Source organism: Rhizobium sp. FY34, assembly GCF_005222845.1.
Classification (GTDB): domain Bacteria; phylum Pseudomonadota; class Alphaproteobacteria; order Rhizobiales; family Rhizobiaceae; genus Neorhizobium.
The window spans coordinates 61,013-78,135 of sequence record NZ_STFZ01000031.1; the positions used below are offsets into that span (position 1 = coordinate 61,013).

Consider the following 17,123-nt stretch of genomic DNA (forward strand, 5'->3'; position numbering starts at 1 on the left):
CACCATAGGAGACGGACCGCATGAGCCTTGGCCCCAAGGGCGCCTTCATCGCCCATCCGCTTTTGGCGCGTCGCGTCGCGCTGAAACGGTCGATGGCGCGTTTCGTATTGTTCTGCGAAAAGCTGGCCCCCTTGATGCTGGTGCCGATGGGCATTCTGGCGCTGTTCCTGGCCACTGCCTGGTTCGGCCTGTTTCGCCAGATGCCGGACCTCATGCGCTGGCTGGCGCTCGGCCTGTTCATCTTCGCCTTCCTGTCCAGCCTTTTGCCCGTTTCGCGCCTGCGCTGGCCGGCCGTTGCCGAGGCAGACAGGCTGCTGGAGGAGCGCAATCATCTGCCCCATCAGCCGGTGGCCGTGCAGGAAGACGCACCGGCCCTCGACACGCCCTTTGCCCGCGCGCTGTGGAAGGAACACCAGCTCCGCATGGCGCAGCGGATCGCCGGCCTCGATGCCGGCCTGCCGCAGCCCGACATTGCCCGGCATGACAGGTTTGCCCTGCGCGCCATACCCGCCCTGCTGCTGGTTGCCGCCTTCGGCTATTCCTATTCCAATGGTGGCGGCAGCACGCTTGATGTTTTTCAGCCGACCCCGCCCGCCGCCAGCATCGATCCGGACCTGCGTATCGATGCCTGGCTGACCCCGCCCGCCTATACGGCTGGGGCTCCCGTATTTCTCACCGGCCGCGAAGCGCCGGTCATCGGCCATGTGCAAATCCCGCAAAATTCCGAGCTGACGGTGCGCGTGACGGGTGGCGAGGGCGGAGAGACGGTCCATTTCGCGCCCATGGAAGGCGGCATTCCCCGCAACCTGCCGCCGATCGAGACAAAGCCGCCACAGACGCAAACCACACAGGCCGCAGCGCCCAGAATAGCGGGCCGGCCGCTTGCCCCGCGCACCTATACGATGAAGGTCACCGAAAGCGGTGACCTCAGCGTCAATGGCCAGCAATGGCTGTTTGATGTGATTGCCGATCGCGTGCCGGAAATCGCCTTCGACAAGCAGCCACGCCGCAGCGTCAACGGCGCGCTGGAAATCGGCTTTACTGGTCGCGACGATTACGGCATCCAGCGGGCCTTTGCGCTGATCGAGCCGGCAGAGCCGCAGGCGGCAAACGCCCGGTCGCTCTATCCGCTGCCCGAATATCGCCTCGACCTGCCGCGCAATAGCACGCGCGAAGTCAAGGGCCTGACCAGCCGCAACCTGAGCGAACATCCGCTGGCCGGAAAGCGCGTGCGCATTACGCTGGTCGCCATTGACGGTGCAGGCCAGGAGGGTCGCAGCCCGCCCGTCGAGATGGTTCTGCCAGGGCGCCGCTTCGTCGAGCCACTGGCCGCCGCCGTTGCCGAACAACGCCAGGTCTTTGCGCTCGATACGCGTCAGATGCCCCGCGCCATTGCTCTCAACGAAGTGCTGGCGCTTCGCCCGGATGAGACGATCCCGAATTTGAGCCACTATCTGCTCATCCGCTCGGCGCTGGCCCGCATGAAGCTCGCCTATAATGACGAGCTTTTGAAGAACACGGCCGATTACCTCTGGGAAATTGCGCTCGGCATCGAAGATGGCGATCTGACGGCCGCCGAACGCCGCCTGCGCGATGCGCAGCAGGCGCTGTCCAAGGCGCTGGAAAACGGGGCAACGGACCAGGAAATCGCCCGGCTGATGAAGGAACTGCGCGAAGCAATGCAGAGTTTCATGTCCGAGCTTGCCCAGCGCATGCAGAACATGCCGCAAACGCCTCAGCAGAACATGCAGAGCCAGAATGTGCTGCGCCAGCGCGATCTGCAAAACATGATGGACCAGATCGAGAACCTGGCTCGCTCCGGCAATCGCGACGCCGCCCAGCAGATGCTGTCGCAACTTCAGCACATGATGAACAACCTGCAGGCCGGCAGGCCGCAACGCCAGCAACAGGGCCAGCAGCAGAACAGCCAGATGCGCCAGCAGATCGACAAGCTTGGCGAGCTGATGCAGGAACAACAGCGTCTGATGGACCAGACCTTTCAGCTAAACCAGGCACTGCGCGACCGCATGCAGCGCGGCAATCCCAACCAGCAGGGCCAGCAGCAACCCGGCCAGCAGCAGCAGGGTCAACAAGGGCAACGAGGCGAGCAGCAGACGGACCAGATGACTGCCGAGCAGCTGCGCGAAGCACTGAAGAACCTGCGTGCCCAGCAGGAAGGGCTTGGCAAAAAGCTGAAGGAATTGCAGGAGGGACTGAAGGGACTTGGCATGGATCCCGGCAAGGGATTTGGCGAGGCCGAACGCGAGATGGGCAATGCTGGCGAGGCGCTTGGCGAAGGACAGGGCGATCAGGCTGTCGAGGGACAGAGCAATGCGCTCAATGCGCTGCGCCAGGGCGCCCAGAGCATGATGCAGCAGATGATGCAGGCCATGCAGCAGGGCCAGGGAGAAGGTCAGGGTGAAGGCGAAGGCATGGCCTCGCAGGGTGGGCAGAATGGTCGCGACCCGCTTGGCCGGCGACCACCCGACAAAGACAATGACGGTGATCAGACCGGTGGCGGACCGAAGGTGCCCAATCAAATCGACACCCAGCAGGCCCGCGAAATCCTGGAAACGATACGCGAGAAACTCGGAAATTCTATCCGCGAAAGACTCGGCAATTCACTGTCGAGCGAGGAAGAGCGGCGCTACCTGGAGCGCCTCCTCGATATGCGCTGACGCGTCTAAAACTCAGGCAGCGCGCGGCGCCGTCGCCAGCGCGTGTGCCACCGCGCGCCGGATATCCGGCAGCGCGAAGGGCTTGTCCACAACGTCGATAACCTTGGCCATCAGGTCATCGGCACGCTCGCGCTGCTCGGCATAGCCGGTCATCAACAGGATCTTCAGAGCCGGAAACTGCGCCGAGGCGCGATGGGCAAGCTCGATGCCGTCCATCACCGGCATGCGGATATCCGAGAGAAGAAGGTCAAAGGAGGTTTCCTCCAGAAGCTGCAGGCCTTCGGCGCCATCGGCTGCCTCATGGGTTTCATGGCCATCCAGGCGCAGGGCACGTGCCACGAACGAACGCAGCGAATCCTCGTCCTCGGTGATCAGGATCTTGGCCATGTAGTCGGTACTCCGTGCATCGATTCGGGACCCAACTGACCAGTATTTCCTTTGCGAGGAGTAAATTTTCGGCGGCACGGGGCGCACATGGTTAACACCCCGTCACCAAAATCCAATTACGTGTCGGAAGGTGCGTCACCCTGCACGATGCCGACGAAGGGCAATTCGCGGAAGGCATAGGCGACATCCATGCCATAGCCGACGACAAAATAGTCCGGGCATTCGAAGCCGACATAGTCCGCTTCCAGATCTTCCTTGCGCTTGACATGCTTGTCGAGCAGTACGGCCAGCGTCACATTGCGGGCACCGCGCTCATAGAGCAGTTCCTTGGCAAATTTCAGCGTGCGGCCGGATTCGAGAATATCGTCGATCAGCAGCACGTCGCGGTTCTTCACATCGCTGTCGATGTCCTTGACGATGCGAACACCCTGCGACACCGTTCCGGCGCCATAGCTGGACAGGGTGATGAACTCGACTTCCGGTGCAAGACCGACATCATGCAATGCCCGTAACAGGTCGGCTGCGAAAATGAACGAACCCTTCAGCACGGCTATGACCAGCAGGTCCCGCGTCGGGCCCTCGGCGATCTGCCGGGCAATGTCGCGATTGCGCTCGGCAATCTGTTCTGCGGTGAATAACGGCTCGATGATCTTGCCGCGCACGATGGGCATGAGGCTCTCCGGGGTCTTTGAAACGGCCGCGATAGCACAATCAGGAGCGCGTGGCATCCGTCTCGACGAAGGAAAGCCGCAATTGCGGGTTTTTTCCACCCGGATGCGGCATGCGGGCAGAGAAACCGCGACTATGGTCCTGCGGCATTCTTGCAACCGGTGGCGCAATGGTCATGCTGGAGACCGTCTGCCCATTAACGACGAGATCAGCGCGGATGGGCGGCACGGTGAAACTGCCTCCGCCGCGATTTTCCACAACGCCATTGATCAACAGCACCTTCATGCCATCCGCATCCTGAGCCGTTAGCGTGACATGGGTAATATCCAGGCCCGCCGCCTGGGCGGAATCGCTGCTGAGGCCGGAAATCAGCGAGAATCCGCCGGAAAGCCCGAACACCATGACGAAGACGAAGGCCACAAGCGCCGAGAAGAAATCTGCAGACATGCGCATAAGCGCCTGCTCGAACCGCATCGTCAGCCGGGCTATCATGGAACCCTTGGCCGGCACGGCCTGCACCGCAGGGCGACGTGGCGGCACACGGTTGTCGTTTTGCGAGCGGTGCGGGCCGGGGGTCTGTCGCTCCTCCTTCACCGGCACGAAATGCGCATCGACCACCTCTCCGCGCAGAACCGGCCGGCGAGTCTGGTGGGAACCGATGGCATCCGGCGGCAGGATGTCGTAGACTGAAGCGGTCTTGTCGCGGCGCGCCCGGAATGCGTTCATGGCTCTCTCCCCGCCTCTTTGCACAGGGAGCGCTTAGAGGGCATTGAAACGAATCCCGCTCAGTCGTAAATTTAATTGGTTAATGCTTCGCAAAAACGGCCTGAAAACCGCCAGTTTTCCGGGGGATGATTCAGCATCCGTCAACCCTTGCCGTTTACCAACGGCATTACATGATCACCCAATGGACTGGACGACGCGTTGATCCATTTCGAAAATGTCGGCTTGCGGTACGGAATGGGCCCGGAAATCCTCCGGGATATGACCTTCGATATCCCGAAACGTTCCTTCCAGTTTTTGACCGGGCCATCGGGCGCCGGCAAGACGACGCTTCTGCGTCTTCTGTTCATGTCGCTACAGCCGACGCGCGGGCTCATCCGCATGTTTGACCGCGACCTGTCGCAGATCCCGCGCAGCGAATTGCCCATGCTGCGCCGGCGCGTCGGCATCGTCTTCCAGGATTTCCGCCTGCTCGATCACCTGACGACCTATGAGAATGTCGCACTGCCCCTGCGCGTGCGCGGCAAGGACGAATCGAGCTATCGCAACGATGTGATCGAACTGTTGAAATGGGTGGGCTTGGGCGAGCGCATCAATGTTCTGCCGCCCGTTCTTTCCGGCGGTGAAAAACAGCGTGCCGCCATCGCACGCGCCCTGATGGACCGGCCGGAAATCCTGCTCGCCGACGAACCGACCGGCAATGTCGACCCACCCATGGCGCGGCGGCTGCTCAACCTGTTTCTCGAGCTGAACCGGCTGGGCACGGCCGTCGTCATCGCCACGCATGATCTGGCGCTGATGGACCAGGTCAATGCGCGCCGCATGATCCTCACCGAAGGGCGGCTTGATATCTATGAATGAGATCAGTCGCTCCCGCATCACCTCCAAGAGCAAGTCTGCCCCCGCCGGCCGGACGCAGAAAAACGAGACGGCCGGCTCTTCCGAACCGCCACGCCGGGCGGAAATGCGCGTGCGTCCCACCGGCCCTATCCTGCCGCCCTCCAATATCCAGGGCAATGCGCTGCTGGTGGTCATCGCCATCATGTCCTTTCTCGCCTGCCTGACCCTGGGGGCCGTCAGCATGGTGCGTGCCACGGCATCGAGCTGGGAAAGCCAGATTTCGCGGGAAATCACCATCCAGATCAAGCCGCAGGAAGGGCTCGACATGGATGCCGCACTCATCAAGGCGCGTGATCTGGCACTCACTTTTGTCGGCACGAAACAAGGTACGATCATGGACGATCAGGCAACGGCCCGCCTGCTCGAACCCTGGCTCGGCGCGGGACTGGACCTGAAGGAATTGCCGGTTCCCCACCTCGTCATCATCACCATCGATGAAACCAGTCCGCCCGATTTTGCCGCCATGCGCGATCTGTTGCGGACAGAAATTCCCCAGGCCTTCCTCGATGACCACCGCACCTGGGTCGATCGACTGATCTCAATGGCCCATACCACGGTGCTGATCGGCACAGGCATTCTCATCCTTGTCTTCACGGCAATGATCCTCACGGTCATTTTCGCCACGCGCGGCGCCTTGTCCGGCAATCGCCACATCGTGGAAGTGCTGCATTTCGTCGGTGCGGAGGGCGGGTTTGTCGCCAGCGTCTTTCAGAAGCACTTTTTAAAGATCAGCCTGAAGGGATCGGCGACCGGCGGCGCACTGGCCGCCCTCCTCTTCTTGAGTGCCAGCCTCTGGCAGAGCAATTCACTGGCAACGCCGGAAAGCGATCAGGCCATGGCTCTTTTCGGCACGTTCACCATCGGCTTTTCCGGTTATCTGGGTATTCTTGCCACAATGATCGTGATTGCCTTGCTGACCACGCTGACGGCGCGCTTTACCGTGATGCGCACCATCGACGAAATCGACCTTATCCGATCGGATCCGGCCCGCTCCGAAGGTGCTCCGGCATCCTGACACTTTGACGGATCTGTTCTGGCGGAAAGACAAGGTATAAGGACAGGGTATGACCCTTGGCCAAACGACGCGTAATGGCGAACAGCCACCGCCACCTCCTGGGCGGCGCTTCGACGGTTTCTTCCGCCGTCGCGGCCCGTTTCGTCGTAGCTTGAGATATGTCGGTTTCGCGCTGATACTCGTCGCCACCGGCCTGTTTGGCGGCTTCCTGTGGTTTGCCGATGCGGTCACATCACTGCGCGCTCCCGACGGGGTGAAGGCGGATGCGATCGTGGTGCTGACCGGCGGCTACCAGCGGGTGGACCAGGCTGTCGGGCTGTTGCGTGACGGTGCCGGCAGACGGCTGCTGATTTCGGGCGCGCATCCATCCGCTTCCCCGGCTTCCATCCGCCGCACCACGCAAAGCTCGCCAGACCTGTTCCGCTGCTGCGTCGATATCGGCTACAAGGCCATCGATACGATCGGCAATGCCAATGAGATTGTCCGCTGGATCAGCGATCATCATTATCGCTCGGTCCTGGTGGTCACCAACAATTATCACATGCCGCGCAGCCTGCTGGAATTGCGCCGGCTCGATCACGATACGGAGTTCATCCCCTATCCGGTGGTCAGCTCGGACCTGAGCCGCAAGGCCTGGTTTACAGAACCGGACGTGCTGCGCACCATGCTGGCCGAATATGTCAAGATGGTCGCCGCAACGCTGCGCACCATGGCTGGCATGCCCCAAGGCGACGGGTTGCGCAGCCAGGAAGACATCAGCAAGGAAAGCACCAAGGCGCAACGCTGAAAGCTGGCGCTTCCGTCAGAGACTTTCATGGTGTAGGGACCCCCAGTCCATCCATACTGGAACAGACCTTCATGCTGATGCTGCGTTCGACACTTTTCAACATCGCCTTCTACGCAAATCTGATCCTGCGGATGATCGTGATGACACCGATCTATTTCCTTCTGCCGCGCAAGAAGGCCTTTGACGTGCCGCGCAACTGGGCCCGTGCCAACCACTGGCTGATGAAGACGATTGTCGGCACCACGTTCGAAATCGAGGGACTGGAAAATATTCCAAAGACCGGCTGCATCTTTGCGCCCAAGCACCAGTCCTTCTGGGATACCTATGCGCTTTTGCCGTGGATGGACGATCCGGTCTATATTCTGAAGCGCGAACTGACCTGGATTCCGCTGTTTGGCTGGTATCTGATGAAGCAGCGCATGATCCCGGTGGATCGGGGTGCCCGTGGCAAGGTGATGCTGGAGGTTATGCGGCGCACCAAGATCGAGATGGAGAACGGTCGCCAGCTTGTCATCTATCCCGAGGGCACGCGCCGCCCACCGGGTGCCGAGCCTGCCTATCGCTATGGCATTGCCCGTATCTATCGCGATATGCAGGTGCCCGTCGTGCCGATTGCCATGCATCCGGGCCTGTTCTGGCCGCGCCACAGCACCAAGCGCTATCCCGGCCATTTCAAGATCCGCATCCTGCCGGCCATCCAGCCCGGAATGGATCCGGATGCGTTTTACGCCCACCTGATCGAAACACTCGAACAGGCAAGCGACGAGCTACTTTTGGAAAATGTTGCAGCCAATCCTAACCTGCCGCTGCCGCCGACCGCTGCCAAGCGTATCGCCGAACTGCGGGCGCAGGCTCAGGATGCGCAGGCCACCGCCGCATCGGCCTGAAGCGCCTCGACATGGCTGGAAACGCCTTCCAGCCATGCATCGCGAATGCCCATTTCCTTCAGATGCGCCACCGTGTTGCGCACATAGGCATCATTAGGCCCCGACTGGCCAACGGATGCCTGCACGATACGGGCGGCTTCCTCAATCTCCAGCGCGCCGGCATATTGCGCATGCACCCGGTCAACCACATAGCCTATGGCCTTAATCTGACGACCATCCGCAAGTGCCACCGGCAGATGCCGTTCCAGATAGACTTTCGTCACCAATTCGCGCGCCCGCAAATAGTCGAGCACCTCGAGGCGGTCTTCCTCCCGCACCTTGAAGGCCACGCCGCGGCAGGAGCCGCCGCGGTCCAGCCCAAGCACGAGGCCGGGCCTCTCCGGCGTTCCCCGGTGAACGAAGGATCGCACGCATAGCGACCGGCGATAGCCGAAAGCCCGTGCGCCCATGCGCACTTCAAAATCAAACCCGGGGTTCCACATCAGGGAACCGTAGCCAAACACCCAAAATTCGTCCATATCGCACGCCAGACCGCATTCACACGAACGGGCACCATTGGAGATGATCATGGCAGCGTCAAGCAGAAGCGGCGTCAGCGGTAAAATTTGGGCACTCGCGGTGGGCGTCACACTCGTCGTCGGCGTCTATTCAGCCGGCTGGTTCTATGCCGCCTCGATGCTGAAGGAAAAGACGCTGGCACTGCTGGGCGAGCAGCAGCAGCGCGGCATGACGGCACAATGCGTCAATGCCGAATATCGCGGCTATCCCTTCCGCATCGGCCTGTTCTGCGAAAAGATTGCCGTGGACGACAGCAAGAACGGCATTTCCGCCAGTTTTGGTGCGCTGCGCTCTGCCGCGCAGGTGTACCAGCCAAGCCATATCGTCTGGGAACTCGACAGCCCCGCAGAAGCCCGCACCAGCCACGGGTTGACCGCATCCTCGCAATGGGAGCGCCTGCAATCGAGCCTGACGACCACTATCAGCGGTATCGATCGCAGCGCCACAGTCATTGATCAGTTGCGCACCAACATTGTATCGACCAAGACCAGCCAAGCCTTCGACATTCTCGTCAACCAGGCGGAAATTCATCTACGCCAGAATGGCGCCGATCTCGACGCGGCGCTGACACTGGAAGATACCGACATCAGCGCGCATGGATTGCCGCAACTGATGCCGCGCTTTACGGCAACGGCCAATGTGACGCTCGCCAACAAGGCGACCCTTCTCGACGGACGCGATGCCTCGCGCGGGGTCTATGGTCTGCAGGGTGAAGTGCGCAAGCTGGATCTCGATCTCGGCAATGGCCAGCTGGTCAGCATGACCGGCCCCTTCTCGATCGATGAAGAGGGTCGGATTTCCGGCAAGCTGAAACTGCAGGTGGAAAAGATCGGCGCCTGGCGCAATCAGCTGAAACAGGCCGTGCCGGGTGCTGCCTCCAGCATCGACACGGCAGCCAAGATGCTCTCGGCGCTCACCGGTGGCGGCGACAGGGCAAGCCTTGACGTGACGCTGAACCGGGGACGCGTGCTGGTCGGCGGCTTCATTCCGCTGGGCGAAATACCGCCGATCTGAGCGTCACGCCCGACCGGATCAGGGTTTCGTATCGAGCGCGTGGCGGCCAAAGTCGGGCGCATCGACATCCTGGCCTGCCTCGACGATCGAGCGGCGGATGGTGCGGGTGCGCGAGAAAAGCTCAAACAGCTTGTCGCCTTCGCCCCAGCGCACGGCCCTTTGCAACGAGGCCAGATCTTCCGAGAACCGCGCCAGCATTTCCAGGATCGCATCCTTGTTGTGCAGGCACACATCCCGCCACATGGTGGGATCGGAAGCGGCAAGGCGGGTGAAATCGCGAAAGCCGGAGGCGGAATATTTGATGACTTCCGATTCCGTCACTGTTTCCAGATCATCCGCAGTGCCGACGATATTGTAGGCGATGATATGCGGAAGGTGCGAAACAATGGCCAGCACCTTGTCATGGTGCTGCGGGTCCATCTCGTCGATCTTTGAACCGAGCGCGATCCAGAAATCGCGTAAGCGCGCCAGCGCATCCGCATCGGTCTCCGGCAGCGGCGTGAAAATGCACCAGCGGCCCTTGAAGAGGCCCGGAAAGCCGGCATCAGGTCCCGATTTTTCAGTCCCCGCCAGCGGATGGCCCGGAATGAAATGGACGCCTTCAGGCACATGCGGCGCCATCTGCGCAATCACCGAGGCCTTGGTCGAGCCGACATCCGTAAGGATGGCTCCGGCCTTGAGATTTGGCGCGATCTGCTCTGCCACAGCGCCGGAAGACCCGACAGGCACGGAAACGATCACCAGATCGGCATCAATGACGGCTTCGGCTGCTGAAGACAGGTAACGATCCCCCAGCCCCAGCTCCTCGGCACGCTTCAGCGTCGCTTGGCTTCGGGTGGAAATGACCAGTTCGCCGGCAAGCCCCAGTTCCTTGATGTCGCGCGCGATGGATGAGCCGATCAGGCCGATGCCGATCAGCGTGATCCGGTTGAACAGAATGCCGCTCATGCCTTGCTCATAAACTCGCCGAGTGCTTCGATCACGCCGCGATTGGCCTCTTCGGAACCCACCGTCATGCGCAGCGCGTTGGGAAAGCCATAGCCCTTCACCGCACGCAGAATGAAACCGCGGCTGGTCAGGAAGTCATCAGCGTCTGGCGCGCGCTTACCATCCACATCGGGGAAGTGAATGAGCAGGAAATTGGTGACCGAGGGCGTAACCTTCAGCCCCAGCGTCGTGAAGGCATGGGTCAGCTTGTCGCGCCAAAGCGTATTATGCTCAACCGCTTGTGCAATGAAATCCTGGTCGCGCATGGCAACGCTTCCGGCGGCAATCGCCGGCGCATTGAGGTTGAACGGTCCGCGCACGCGGTTCAGCGCATCCAGAATATCGGCCGGGCCATACATCCAGCCGATACGCAGGGCAGCCAGGCCATAGGCCTTGGAGAAGGTGCGCGTCATCACGACATTGGCCGAGGACGAGACAAGCTCAATGCCGGCCTCGTAATCGTTCTCGCGTGCATATTCGGCATAGGCGGCATCCAGCACAAGGATGACGTTTTTCGGCAGGCCGGCCTGCAGGCGCCTCACTTCCGACACCGGCAGATAGGTGCCGGTCGGATTGCCGGGATTGGCGATGAACACCATTTTCGTCTTTGACGTCACAGCCGCCAGAATGGCGTCCACGTCAACGCGGCACTCGGTTTCCTTCACCGTGACCGGCGTTGCACCGGCACCCATGATCTGGATCTTGTAGACGAGAAAACCATGCTCGGTGATGATCGCCTCATCGCCGGCACCGAGATAGACATGGCACAGCAGGCCGAGCAGCTCGTCGGAGCCATTGCCGCACATCAGGTTGGCAGGGTTCAGTCCATGGGTGGCAGCAATGGCGGCGCGCAGCTCATTCGACTGGCCGTCCGGATACAGCTCGAGATGACCGGCAGACTGACGGAAGGCATCGATGGCCTTGGGGCTTGCCCCAAGCGGCGTCTCGTTGGACGACAGCTTGAAGACGCGGGCCACACCCGGCGCATGTTCCTTGCCAGGCACATAGGCGGCGATATCCATGATACCAGGACGGGGAACGGGCTTCAGCACTGCAGTATCCATGGGGCAAAACCTTCAGCGTAAAATGACCCTTCGCCCTTAATCCCGTGGCAGGCTTTTGTCGAGGGCGAAGACAGGCTCGGCGGGCGTTCGGGTGGTCGGCACGCCTTGTGCACCCAGAACCGGCACGAAGACGCGCCGCGAGGCACGCGCCGCAACGGGCAGGCCCTGGTAGAGCCGCTTCTGCGCCTCCAGCACGATGACGCCGGAAAAGGCGGGCCAGAGCCTGCGGCCCATGCGCTCGAAGGCATAGCGAAGCTTCAAGAGGGCGCGGATTTTCGACGGCGGGAAAAACAGGGCTTCGGCGCTGGCACCCGGCGTGAAATTGCTTTCGCGCAGCAGATTGGTCAGCTGGCGGCGCGAATAGGGCCGGCCGGACCCGAACGGCGTATGCTCCATGCGCGCCCAGACGCCGCGCCGGTTCGGCACGACAATCACCAGACGTCCGCCGGGGGCCAGCACGCGCCAGGCTTCCTTCAGCGTCTCGCGCGGGTTTTCGGCAAATTCCAGAGAATGCACCATCAGCACGCGGTCGATCGAACTGTCGGGCAGCGGCAGTTCCTCATCAAAGACCAGCGCCGTCGATGATAGTTCTCCCACCGGCCAGTTCACCGCCCCCTGCCCCGCCGGCATGAAGGCGAAGGTGCGTTCCGTGCCAGCCCGGAAGCGATCCAGATAGGGCACGGCATAGCCAAGCCCGACAAGCCGCTCTTCCGGCAGCCGTGTCCACAGCGTGGAAAGCGCCATCGCGATGGAAAACTCGGCAAAGCGCCCGAGCTGGGAATGGTAGAATTCGCGGAGGTCGACGATATCGGCGTGCATGGCCAAAAGCTATCTGTGGGTGGTTGGACTTCAAGTCCGGGATGTCTACATTGTGCGGCGATGATGGACGCACAATGGGTCGGCTGATGAAAACTCTGGCAATCGAAGTCTTTACGTGTCGTAGCGACAATTACGGCGTGCTGCTGCACGATCCCGAATCCGGACTGACAGCCTCGATCGACGCTCCCGAGGAAGGACCGATCGTTGCCGCGGCAGAACGGCGCGGCTGGACGATAACCCATATCCTCACCACGCACCACCACATGGACCATGTGGAAGCCAATCTGGCGCTGAAGCAGCGCTATGGCTGTGAGATTGTTGGCCCGGCCAATGAGGCGGTCGCCATTCCGGGCCTTGATCGTGCCGTGGCCGATGGCGACGAATTCCTCTTCGGCCAGCATCCGGTGCGCGTTATCGAAACGCCCGGCCATACCGCCGGTCACATCTGCTACAGTTTCACCGAGGACAAGCTGCTATTTGCCGCTGATACGCTGTTTGCGCTGGGCTGCGGACGGCTGTTTGAACGCTCGGCCGCCGATATGTGGCATTCGATCCAGAAGCTTGCCGTTCTGCCGGACGAGACAGCCATCTATTTCGGCCACGAATATACCCAGTCGAATGCCCGCTTTGCCATCAGCATCGATCCGGACAATGAAGCCCTGCAGCGCCGCGTGCGCCAGATCGATGATCTGCGCGCCGCAGGGCGCTTCACCATTCCAACGATGATGGGTCTGGAAAAGGAAACCAACCCCTTCCTGCGTGTGTCTGATCCGGCTATTCGTCGTCATCTGGTGATGGAAGGCGCATCGAACGAGGATGTGTTTGCTGAAATCCGCAAGCGCAAGGACAATTTCAAGTGACGGCAGAAGAGATCATCAAGCAGCTTGACATGCAGCCGCATCCCGAAGGCGGCTGGTATGTGGAAACCTTTCGCGATGCGCATGGCGGTGAGCGCGGCCATTCCACCGCGATCTATTATCTCCTGAACAAGGGCGAGCGATCGCACTGGCACCGCGTGACGGATGCAGCCGAGGCCTGGCATTTCTACGCCGGCAGCCCGCTGAAGCTGCGGCTGGCAAAAGACGGCGGGCCGGCACGCGAAGTGATCCTCGGCCTGGATCTTGCCAAAGGCGAACGGCCGCAAGCCGTGGTGCTGGCCAATGAATGGCAGTCTGCCGAAACGCTGGGCGCCTTCACGCTGGTTGGCTGTACGGTTGCCCCAGGCTTTGAATTTGCGAAATTCGAAATGGCAGCCCCCGGTTGGGAACCGCACGGCTGAAGATGATTATTCCGCGGCAACCGTCTTCGATGCCTTGCCGCGAAAGATCATCTCCTTGGCCGCAAGTGCTGCACCACCGGTGATCAGCAGGCAGGCCAGCGCGATGCGAAGGCTGGGTTCGGCAAAACCGAACAGCACAAGGATCAGCGTCGACAGAAGCGGTGCTGCATAGCTTGCAGCGCCGAGAATCTGGATATCGCCATTCTTCACGCCAAAATCCCAGGCATAGAAAGCAGCCCCGACCGGCAGAAGGCCAAGCCCGAGAATGGCCAGCCATTGTGTGCCATCGGTTGGCCAGACCGTTGTTTCAAGCCCCAGATGGCAGGCAAGCGAGAGAAGCGAGGTAGCCAGGCAAAAGCCGGTGACAACATCGGTGGAGACCGCTTCGAAACGGCGCGTCAGCAGCGAATAGCCCGACCAGGTAAAAGCGCAGAGAAAGGCCGCACCATAGCCGATGAGATAGGCGCCATCAAAGGAAATGCCGGCGCGCGAGACGATGGCGATCGTGCCGCCAAGCCCCGCCAGCGCCCCGGCCAGGTGATACCAGCGCAGCCGCTCGCCCGGCAGGAGTGCCGACCCCACGACGATGAACAGCGGCCAGAGATAGGCAATCAGCCCGGCCTCAACCGCCGGCGCATTGCGCAGCGCGGTAAAATACAGAAAATGATAACCGAACAGGCCGCCAATGCCGATCAGCCAAACCTTGGCCGGCTGTTTCAGCAGTTTCAGCCGCTGCGGCCTTGCCAGCAGCAGCAGAACGCCCGGCATGCTGCCGATGGCAAAGGTGATGGCCGACAGCTGGAAGGGCGGCATGGTGCCGGAAGCAGCCGTAAACAGCGCCAGCAGCGACCACATGAGGATGGCGGTAAAACCGATTAGCGTGCCTTTGACCTTCACATCCGTTCCCTTGGCTGGCGTGATGCGCCCGCCTGATCAACCCCCGTATTTTACCGCCGTCACATAGACGTCGCCAACCCTTGTCGGAATACGGGCATAGACCGGAGCATATACAGTGCCATTGGCCGGCTTGGCAAACCACACTTCCATGCGAGCCGTCTTGAGGAACTCAATATCGCTGCGCCCCTTGCGATAACCGGATTTCGGCTCGTAGCGCACTTCGCAGACGATTGCCTCACCCTTGAAGCCGTTAGTCGAGAAGGGCTTGGTACCTTTGGAGGTCAACACCAGATCCATGCGCGATTCGCCATCATAGATCGGCAACCGGCTGGGGCAGATCTGCGCGCCATCGACAAACAGCAGACCCGATAGCGGATCGAGCACGGAGCGCAGATCTCCTTCCCCCACCGGCACCCAGTTATCAGGCCGTGCCTTGGGCTCCGGCTTGATGGTTGTCGCCACCACATCACCATTGCGATAGCTGACCGTATAGGTGCGCGTCCGCTTGCTGCTCGTATAGACGAGCGAATAGGCGCTCGCCTGCAGCTTCTGGCCCTGCACCGACCCGCTAACGCTGGTATCGGCAGAAACGCGGCTGAACAGATTGACGAGGCCCGAGGATTTGAAACTTCCGGAAACCTTGTAATCGCGATCGTTGAACTCGCTGGCAAACGAGGCGCTGGCAATCGGCAGGAGGCCCAGCGAAATATCGTATTCGCTCACATGCCGAATGCCGGCAGTACCAGCCGGCGTAGCGGCCAACCCGGACAAAACGGCGGTGAGAAGAAGCGAGCGGCCCCTGCGGAGCATGAAAAACCCTTGCATTCGGTGGCGATGAACTGGATATAGCGCGCTCACTGTGGCAATAAAATAGCAAGTTCGGTGGGCAAACCGGTGAATCTCGCGTCAGGCCTGATGTTTGGCTTGACGGATGCGGGCCCACTGACTATAGAACCGCAACTTTCCAATCAGGACCAGTTGGATCGGCAGGCCGGGCTTTGCCCGAATGCACGTTCAATTGCAAAGAAGAATAAGGGTGTACACATGTCCCGTATGTGCGAATTGACCGGCAAGGGCGTCCAGTCGGGCAACAATGTCAGTCACGCTAACAACAAGACGCGTCGCAAGTTCCTTCCGAACCTGTGCCAGGTCACGCTGATTTCCGACGCACTCGGCCAGCGTTACCGTCTGCGCGTTTCCGCCCACGCCCTGCGCTCTGTCGAGCATCGCGGTGGCCTGGACGCTTTCCTTCTGAAGGCAAGCGAAACCGAACTGTCGATGCGCGCCCGCCTGCTGCGTCGCCAGATTGCCAAGAAGACCGCAGAAGCCGCATAAGCTTCGCGTTTTATCACATGCTTTGAAAAGGCTTGACGGTTCGCCGCTCAGGCCTTTTCTGTTGGCCCCGTTTTCTCTTGCTGGTGGCATCACCCAGGGTAAAAAAATGCAGGTTCTGCGCGCGACTATTCTTTATGTGGCACTGATGACCGCCGTTGTCGTCGCCTCCAATTTCCTCGTCCAGTTCCCGGTTGTCGGCCGTATCGCCGGCATCGAGCTGAGCGATCTGTTGACCTGGGGCGCCTTCATCTATCCGGCAGCCTTTCTTGTCACCGATCTCACCAATCGCCAGTTCGGCCCCGGCATTGCCCGACGCGTCGTCTTTGCAGGCTTTATCGTCGGGGTGGCGCTGTCCTTCTGGACCTCTATGCCGCGCATCGCCATGGCCTCCGGCACGGCCTATCTCGCAGGCCAGCTGATCGATATTTCAGTGTTCAACAGCCTTCGCCGCCAGAGCTGGTGGCGTGCGCCGCTTGCTGGCTCGCTCATCGGCTCGGCACTCGATACGTTGATCTTCTTTTCGCTGTCCTTTGCGCCTCTGTTTGGCTTTCTCGGTGCAAACGACGATTTTGCCGTGGCAAACGCCCCGATCCTCGGTATTTTTGCAACCGAAGCACCGCGCTGGATATCCTGGGCGCTGGGTGATTTTGTCGTGAAGCTGATCGTCGGACTGGTGATGCTCCTGCCCTATGGGGCGCTGATGAGCGTAGTAAAGCCGATGCCGCCGGCAAAGGCTGCGTGAGCACCCTGCCCAAGGTCCTTACAGTCAGTTGTGGCGTCTGGCTTTGATTGCGGAATGTTGAAGGATTTCGCCTGTCAGATCCTCCACCGTCCGCGCCGAATCGAGCCGCAGAACCGGCGCTGTCTGGGTCGCGATCCAGGCTTCATGCGCGGCGAGACTGCGATGTTCCAAGCCGGCCGTATCATAGCTTGCAGCCCATTCCAGGAACTTGCCGCTGGCCTCGGCCATATCGCCGCCGGGCAAGATACGCTCGCCATATCGTTCCAGTTCACGACGTCGAATACGCTCCATGCGTAATACGCGTCCTCATTGACTGCGACTCTTGGGCTTCCCAAACGGCAATGAATCAGAATCTCTGGTGCGAACTGCAAACCGGAGATTT

The 17,123-nt window shown here is 60.9% G+C and carries 19 protein-coding genes and 1 pseudogene; 10 read left to right on the forward strand and 10 right to left on the reverse strand.

What is annotated here, in order from left to right:
* Positions 1–20: 20 nt before the first annotated feature.
* The gene (locus E8M77_RS18840) at positions 21–2,678 is read left to right on the forward strand and encodes a TIGR02302 family protein (RefSeq protein WP_137132168.1); all 2,658 of its coding nucleotides are present in this window, start codon (positions 21–23) and stop codon (positions 2,676–2,678) included.
* A 12-nt stretch (positions 2,679–2,690) separates the two neighbouring features.
* On the opposite strand, the gene E8M77_RS18845 is transcribed toward E8M77_RS18840, so the two are convergent.
* The 3 genes from E8M77_RS18845 to E8M77_RS18855 form a co-directional block, all read right to left on the reverse strand.
* Positions 2,691–3,065, reverse strand: a complete 375-nt coding sequence (locus E8M77_RS18845; RefSeq protein ID WP_137132169.1) for a response regulator — start codon at positions 3,063–3,065, stop codon at positions 2,691–2,693.
* A gap of 116 nt (positions 3,066–3,181) precedes the next feature.
* A complete protein-coding gene (gene hpt, locus E8M77_RS18850; protein ID WP_137132170.1) occupies positions 3,182–3,736 on the reverse strand; it encodes a hypoxanthine phosphoribosyltransferase in 555 nt (184 codons plus the stop codon).
* Positions 3,737–3,776: 40 nt separating this feature from the next.
* A complete protein-coding gene (locus tag E8M77_RS18855) occupies positions 3,777–4,460 on the reverse strand; it encodes a hypothetical protein (protein ID WP_137132171.1) in 684 nt (227 codons plus the stop codon).
* Positions 4,461–4,658: 198 nt separating this feature from the next.
* On the opposite strand from E8M77_RS18855, the gene ftsE reads away from it, so the two are divergent.
* From ftsE to E8M77_RS18875, 4 genes are all read left to right on the forward strand, one after another.
* On the forward strand, positions 4,659–5,318 hold the full coding sequence (gene ftsE, locus E8M77_RS18860) for a cell division ATP-binding protein FtsE (RefSeq protein ID WP_137132172.1): 660 nt from the start codon (positions 4,659–4,661) through the stop codon (positions 5,316–5,318).
* A gap of 103 nt (positions 5,319–5,421) precedes the next feature.
* Positions 5,422–6,372: an ABC transporter permease gene (locus tag E8M77_RS18865; RefSeq protein ID WP_137132194.1), complete on the forward strand. Its 951-nt coding sequence runs from the start codon at positions 5,422–5,424 to the stop codon at positions 6,370–6,372.
* A gap of 49 nt (positions 6,373–6,421) precedes the next feature.
* Entirely contained in the window at positions 6,422–7,159 is a 738-nt protein-coding gene (locus tag E8M77_RS18870; RefSeq protein WP_137132173.1) for a YdcF family protein, read from the forward strand.
* A gap of 71 nt (positions 7,160–7,230) precedes the next feature.
* Positions 7,231–8,046 carry a 1-acyl-sn-glycerol-3-phosphate acyltransferase gene (locus tag E8M77_RS18875; RefSeq protein WP_137132174.1) on the forward strand — a complete coding sequence of 272 codons (816 nt, stop codon included), beginning with the start codon at positions 7,231–7,233 and terminating at the stop codon, positions 8,044–8,046.
* Here the strand turns inward: E8M77_RS18875 and E8M77_RS18880 are convergent.
* Positions 8,013–8,564, reverse strand: a complete 552-nt coding sequence (locus E8M77_RS18880) for a gamma-glutamylcyclotransferase (RefSeq protein ID WP_137132175.1) — start codon at positions 8,562–8,564, stop codon at positions 8,013–8,015. The two genes, E8M77_RS18875 and E8M77_RS18880, sit on opposite strands and share 34 nt — an antisense overlap.
* A 49-nt stretch (positions 8,565–8,613) precedes the next feature.
* Here E8M77_RS18880 and E8M77_RS18885 point away from each other — a divergent pair, with 49 nt between their 5' ends.
* Complete coding sequence (locus tag E8M77_RS18885) at positions 8,614–9,618, forward strand: DUF2125 domain-containing protein (RefSeq protein WP_137132176.1); 1,005 nt, start codon at positions 8,614–8,616, stop codon at positions 9,616–9,618.
* 18 nt (positions 9,619–9,636) lie between these two features.
* Here E8M77_RS18885 and E8M77_RS18890 read toward each other — a convergent pair whose 3' ends face one another.
* The 3 genes from E8M77_RS18890 to E8M77_RS18900 are packed head-to-tail and all read right to left on the reverse strand — an operon-like array spanning position 9,637 to position 12,488.
* The gene (locus E8M77_RS18890) at positions 9,637–10,566 is read right to left on the reverse strand and encodes a prephenate/arogenate dehydrogenase family protein (RefSeq protein WP_137132177.1); all 930 of its coding nucleotides are present in this window, start codon (positions 10,564–10,566) and stop codon (positions 9,637–9,639) included.
* On the reverse strand, positions 10,563–11,669 hold the full coding sequence (gene hisC, locus E8M77_RS18895; protein WP_137132178.1) for a histidinol-phosphate transaminase: 1,107 nt from the start codon (positions 11,667–11,669) through the stop codon (positions 10,563–10,565). Before hisC ends, E8M77_RS18890 begins: the two co-directional genes overlap by 4 nt.
* A gap of 36 nt (positions 11,670–11,705) precedes the next feature.
* Entirely contained in the window at positions 11,706–12,488 is a 783-nt protein-coding gene (locus tag E8M77_RS18900) for a class I SAM-dependent methyltransferase (protein ID WP_137132179.1), read from the reverse strand.
* Between the two features lie 86 nt (positions 12,489–12,574).
* On the opposite strand from E8M77_RS18900, the gene gloB reads away from it, so the two are divergent.
* Positions 12,575–13,348: a hydroxyacylglutathione hydrolase gene (gene gloB, locus E8M77_RS18905; RefSeq protein WP_137132180.1), complete on the forward strand. Its 774-nt coding sequence runs from the start codon at positions 12,575–12,577 to the stop codon at positions 13,346–13,348.
* Complete coding sequence (locus E8M77_RS18910; protein ID WP_137132181.1) at positions 13,345–13,767, forward strand: cupin domain-containing protein; 423 nt, start codon at positions 13,345–13,347, stop codon at positions 13,765–13,767. The genes gloB and E8M77_RS18910 overlap by 4 nt, the downstream gene beginning before the upstream one ends.
* Before the next feature lie 6 nt (positions 13,768–13,773).
* Here E8M77_RS18910 and E8M77_RS18915 read toward each other — a convergent pair whose 3' ends face one another.
* Positions 13,774–14,664: an EamA family transporter gene (locus E8M77_RS18915; protein ID WP_137132182.1), complete on the reverse strand. Its 891-nt coding sequence runs from the start codon at positions 14,662–14,664 to the stop codon at positions 13,774–13,776.
* Between the two features lie 36 nt (positions 14,665–14,700).
* Positions 14,701–15,474, reverse strand: coding sequence for a DUF3108 domain-containing protein (locus E8M77_RS18920; protein ID WP_137132183.1), 774 nt, complete (start codon positions 15,472–15,474; stop codon positions 14,701–14,703).
* 234 nt (positions 15,475–15,708) lie between these two features.
* Here E8M77_RS18920 and rpmB point away from each other — a divergent pair, with 234 nt between their 5' ends.
* Positions 15,709–15,999, forward strand: a complete 291-nt coding sequence (gene rpmB / locus E8M77_RS18925) for a 50S ribosomal protein L28 (protein ID WP_137132184.1) — start codon at positions 15,709–15,711, stop codon at positions 15,997–15,999.
* A gap of 106 nt (positions 16,000–16,105) precedes the next feature.
* The gene (locus E8M77_RS18930; RefSeq protein WP_137132185.1) at positions 16,106–16,741 is read left to right on the forward strand and encodes a VUT family protein; all 636 of its coding nucleotides are present in this window, start codon (positions 16,106–16,108) and stop codon (positions 16,739–16,741) included.
* 24 nt (positions 16,742–16,765) lie between these two features.
* Here the strand turns inward: E8M77_RS18930 and E8M77_RS18935 are convergent.
* A pseudogene (locus E8M77_RS18935) lies at positions 16,766–17,038 on the reverse strand (adenylate kinase); the annotation flags it as partial.
* Positions 17,039–17,123 lie beyond the last annotated feature (85 nt).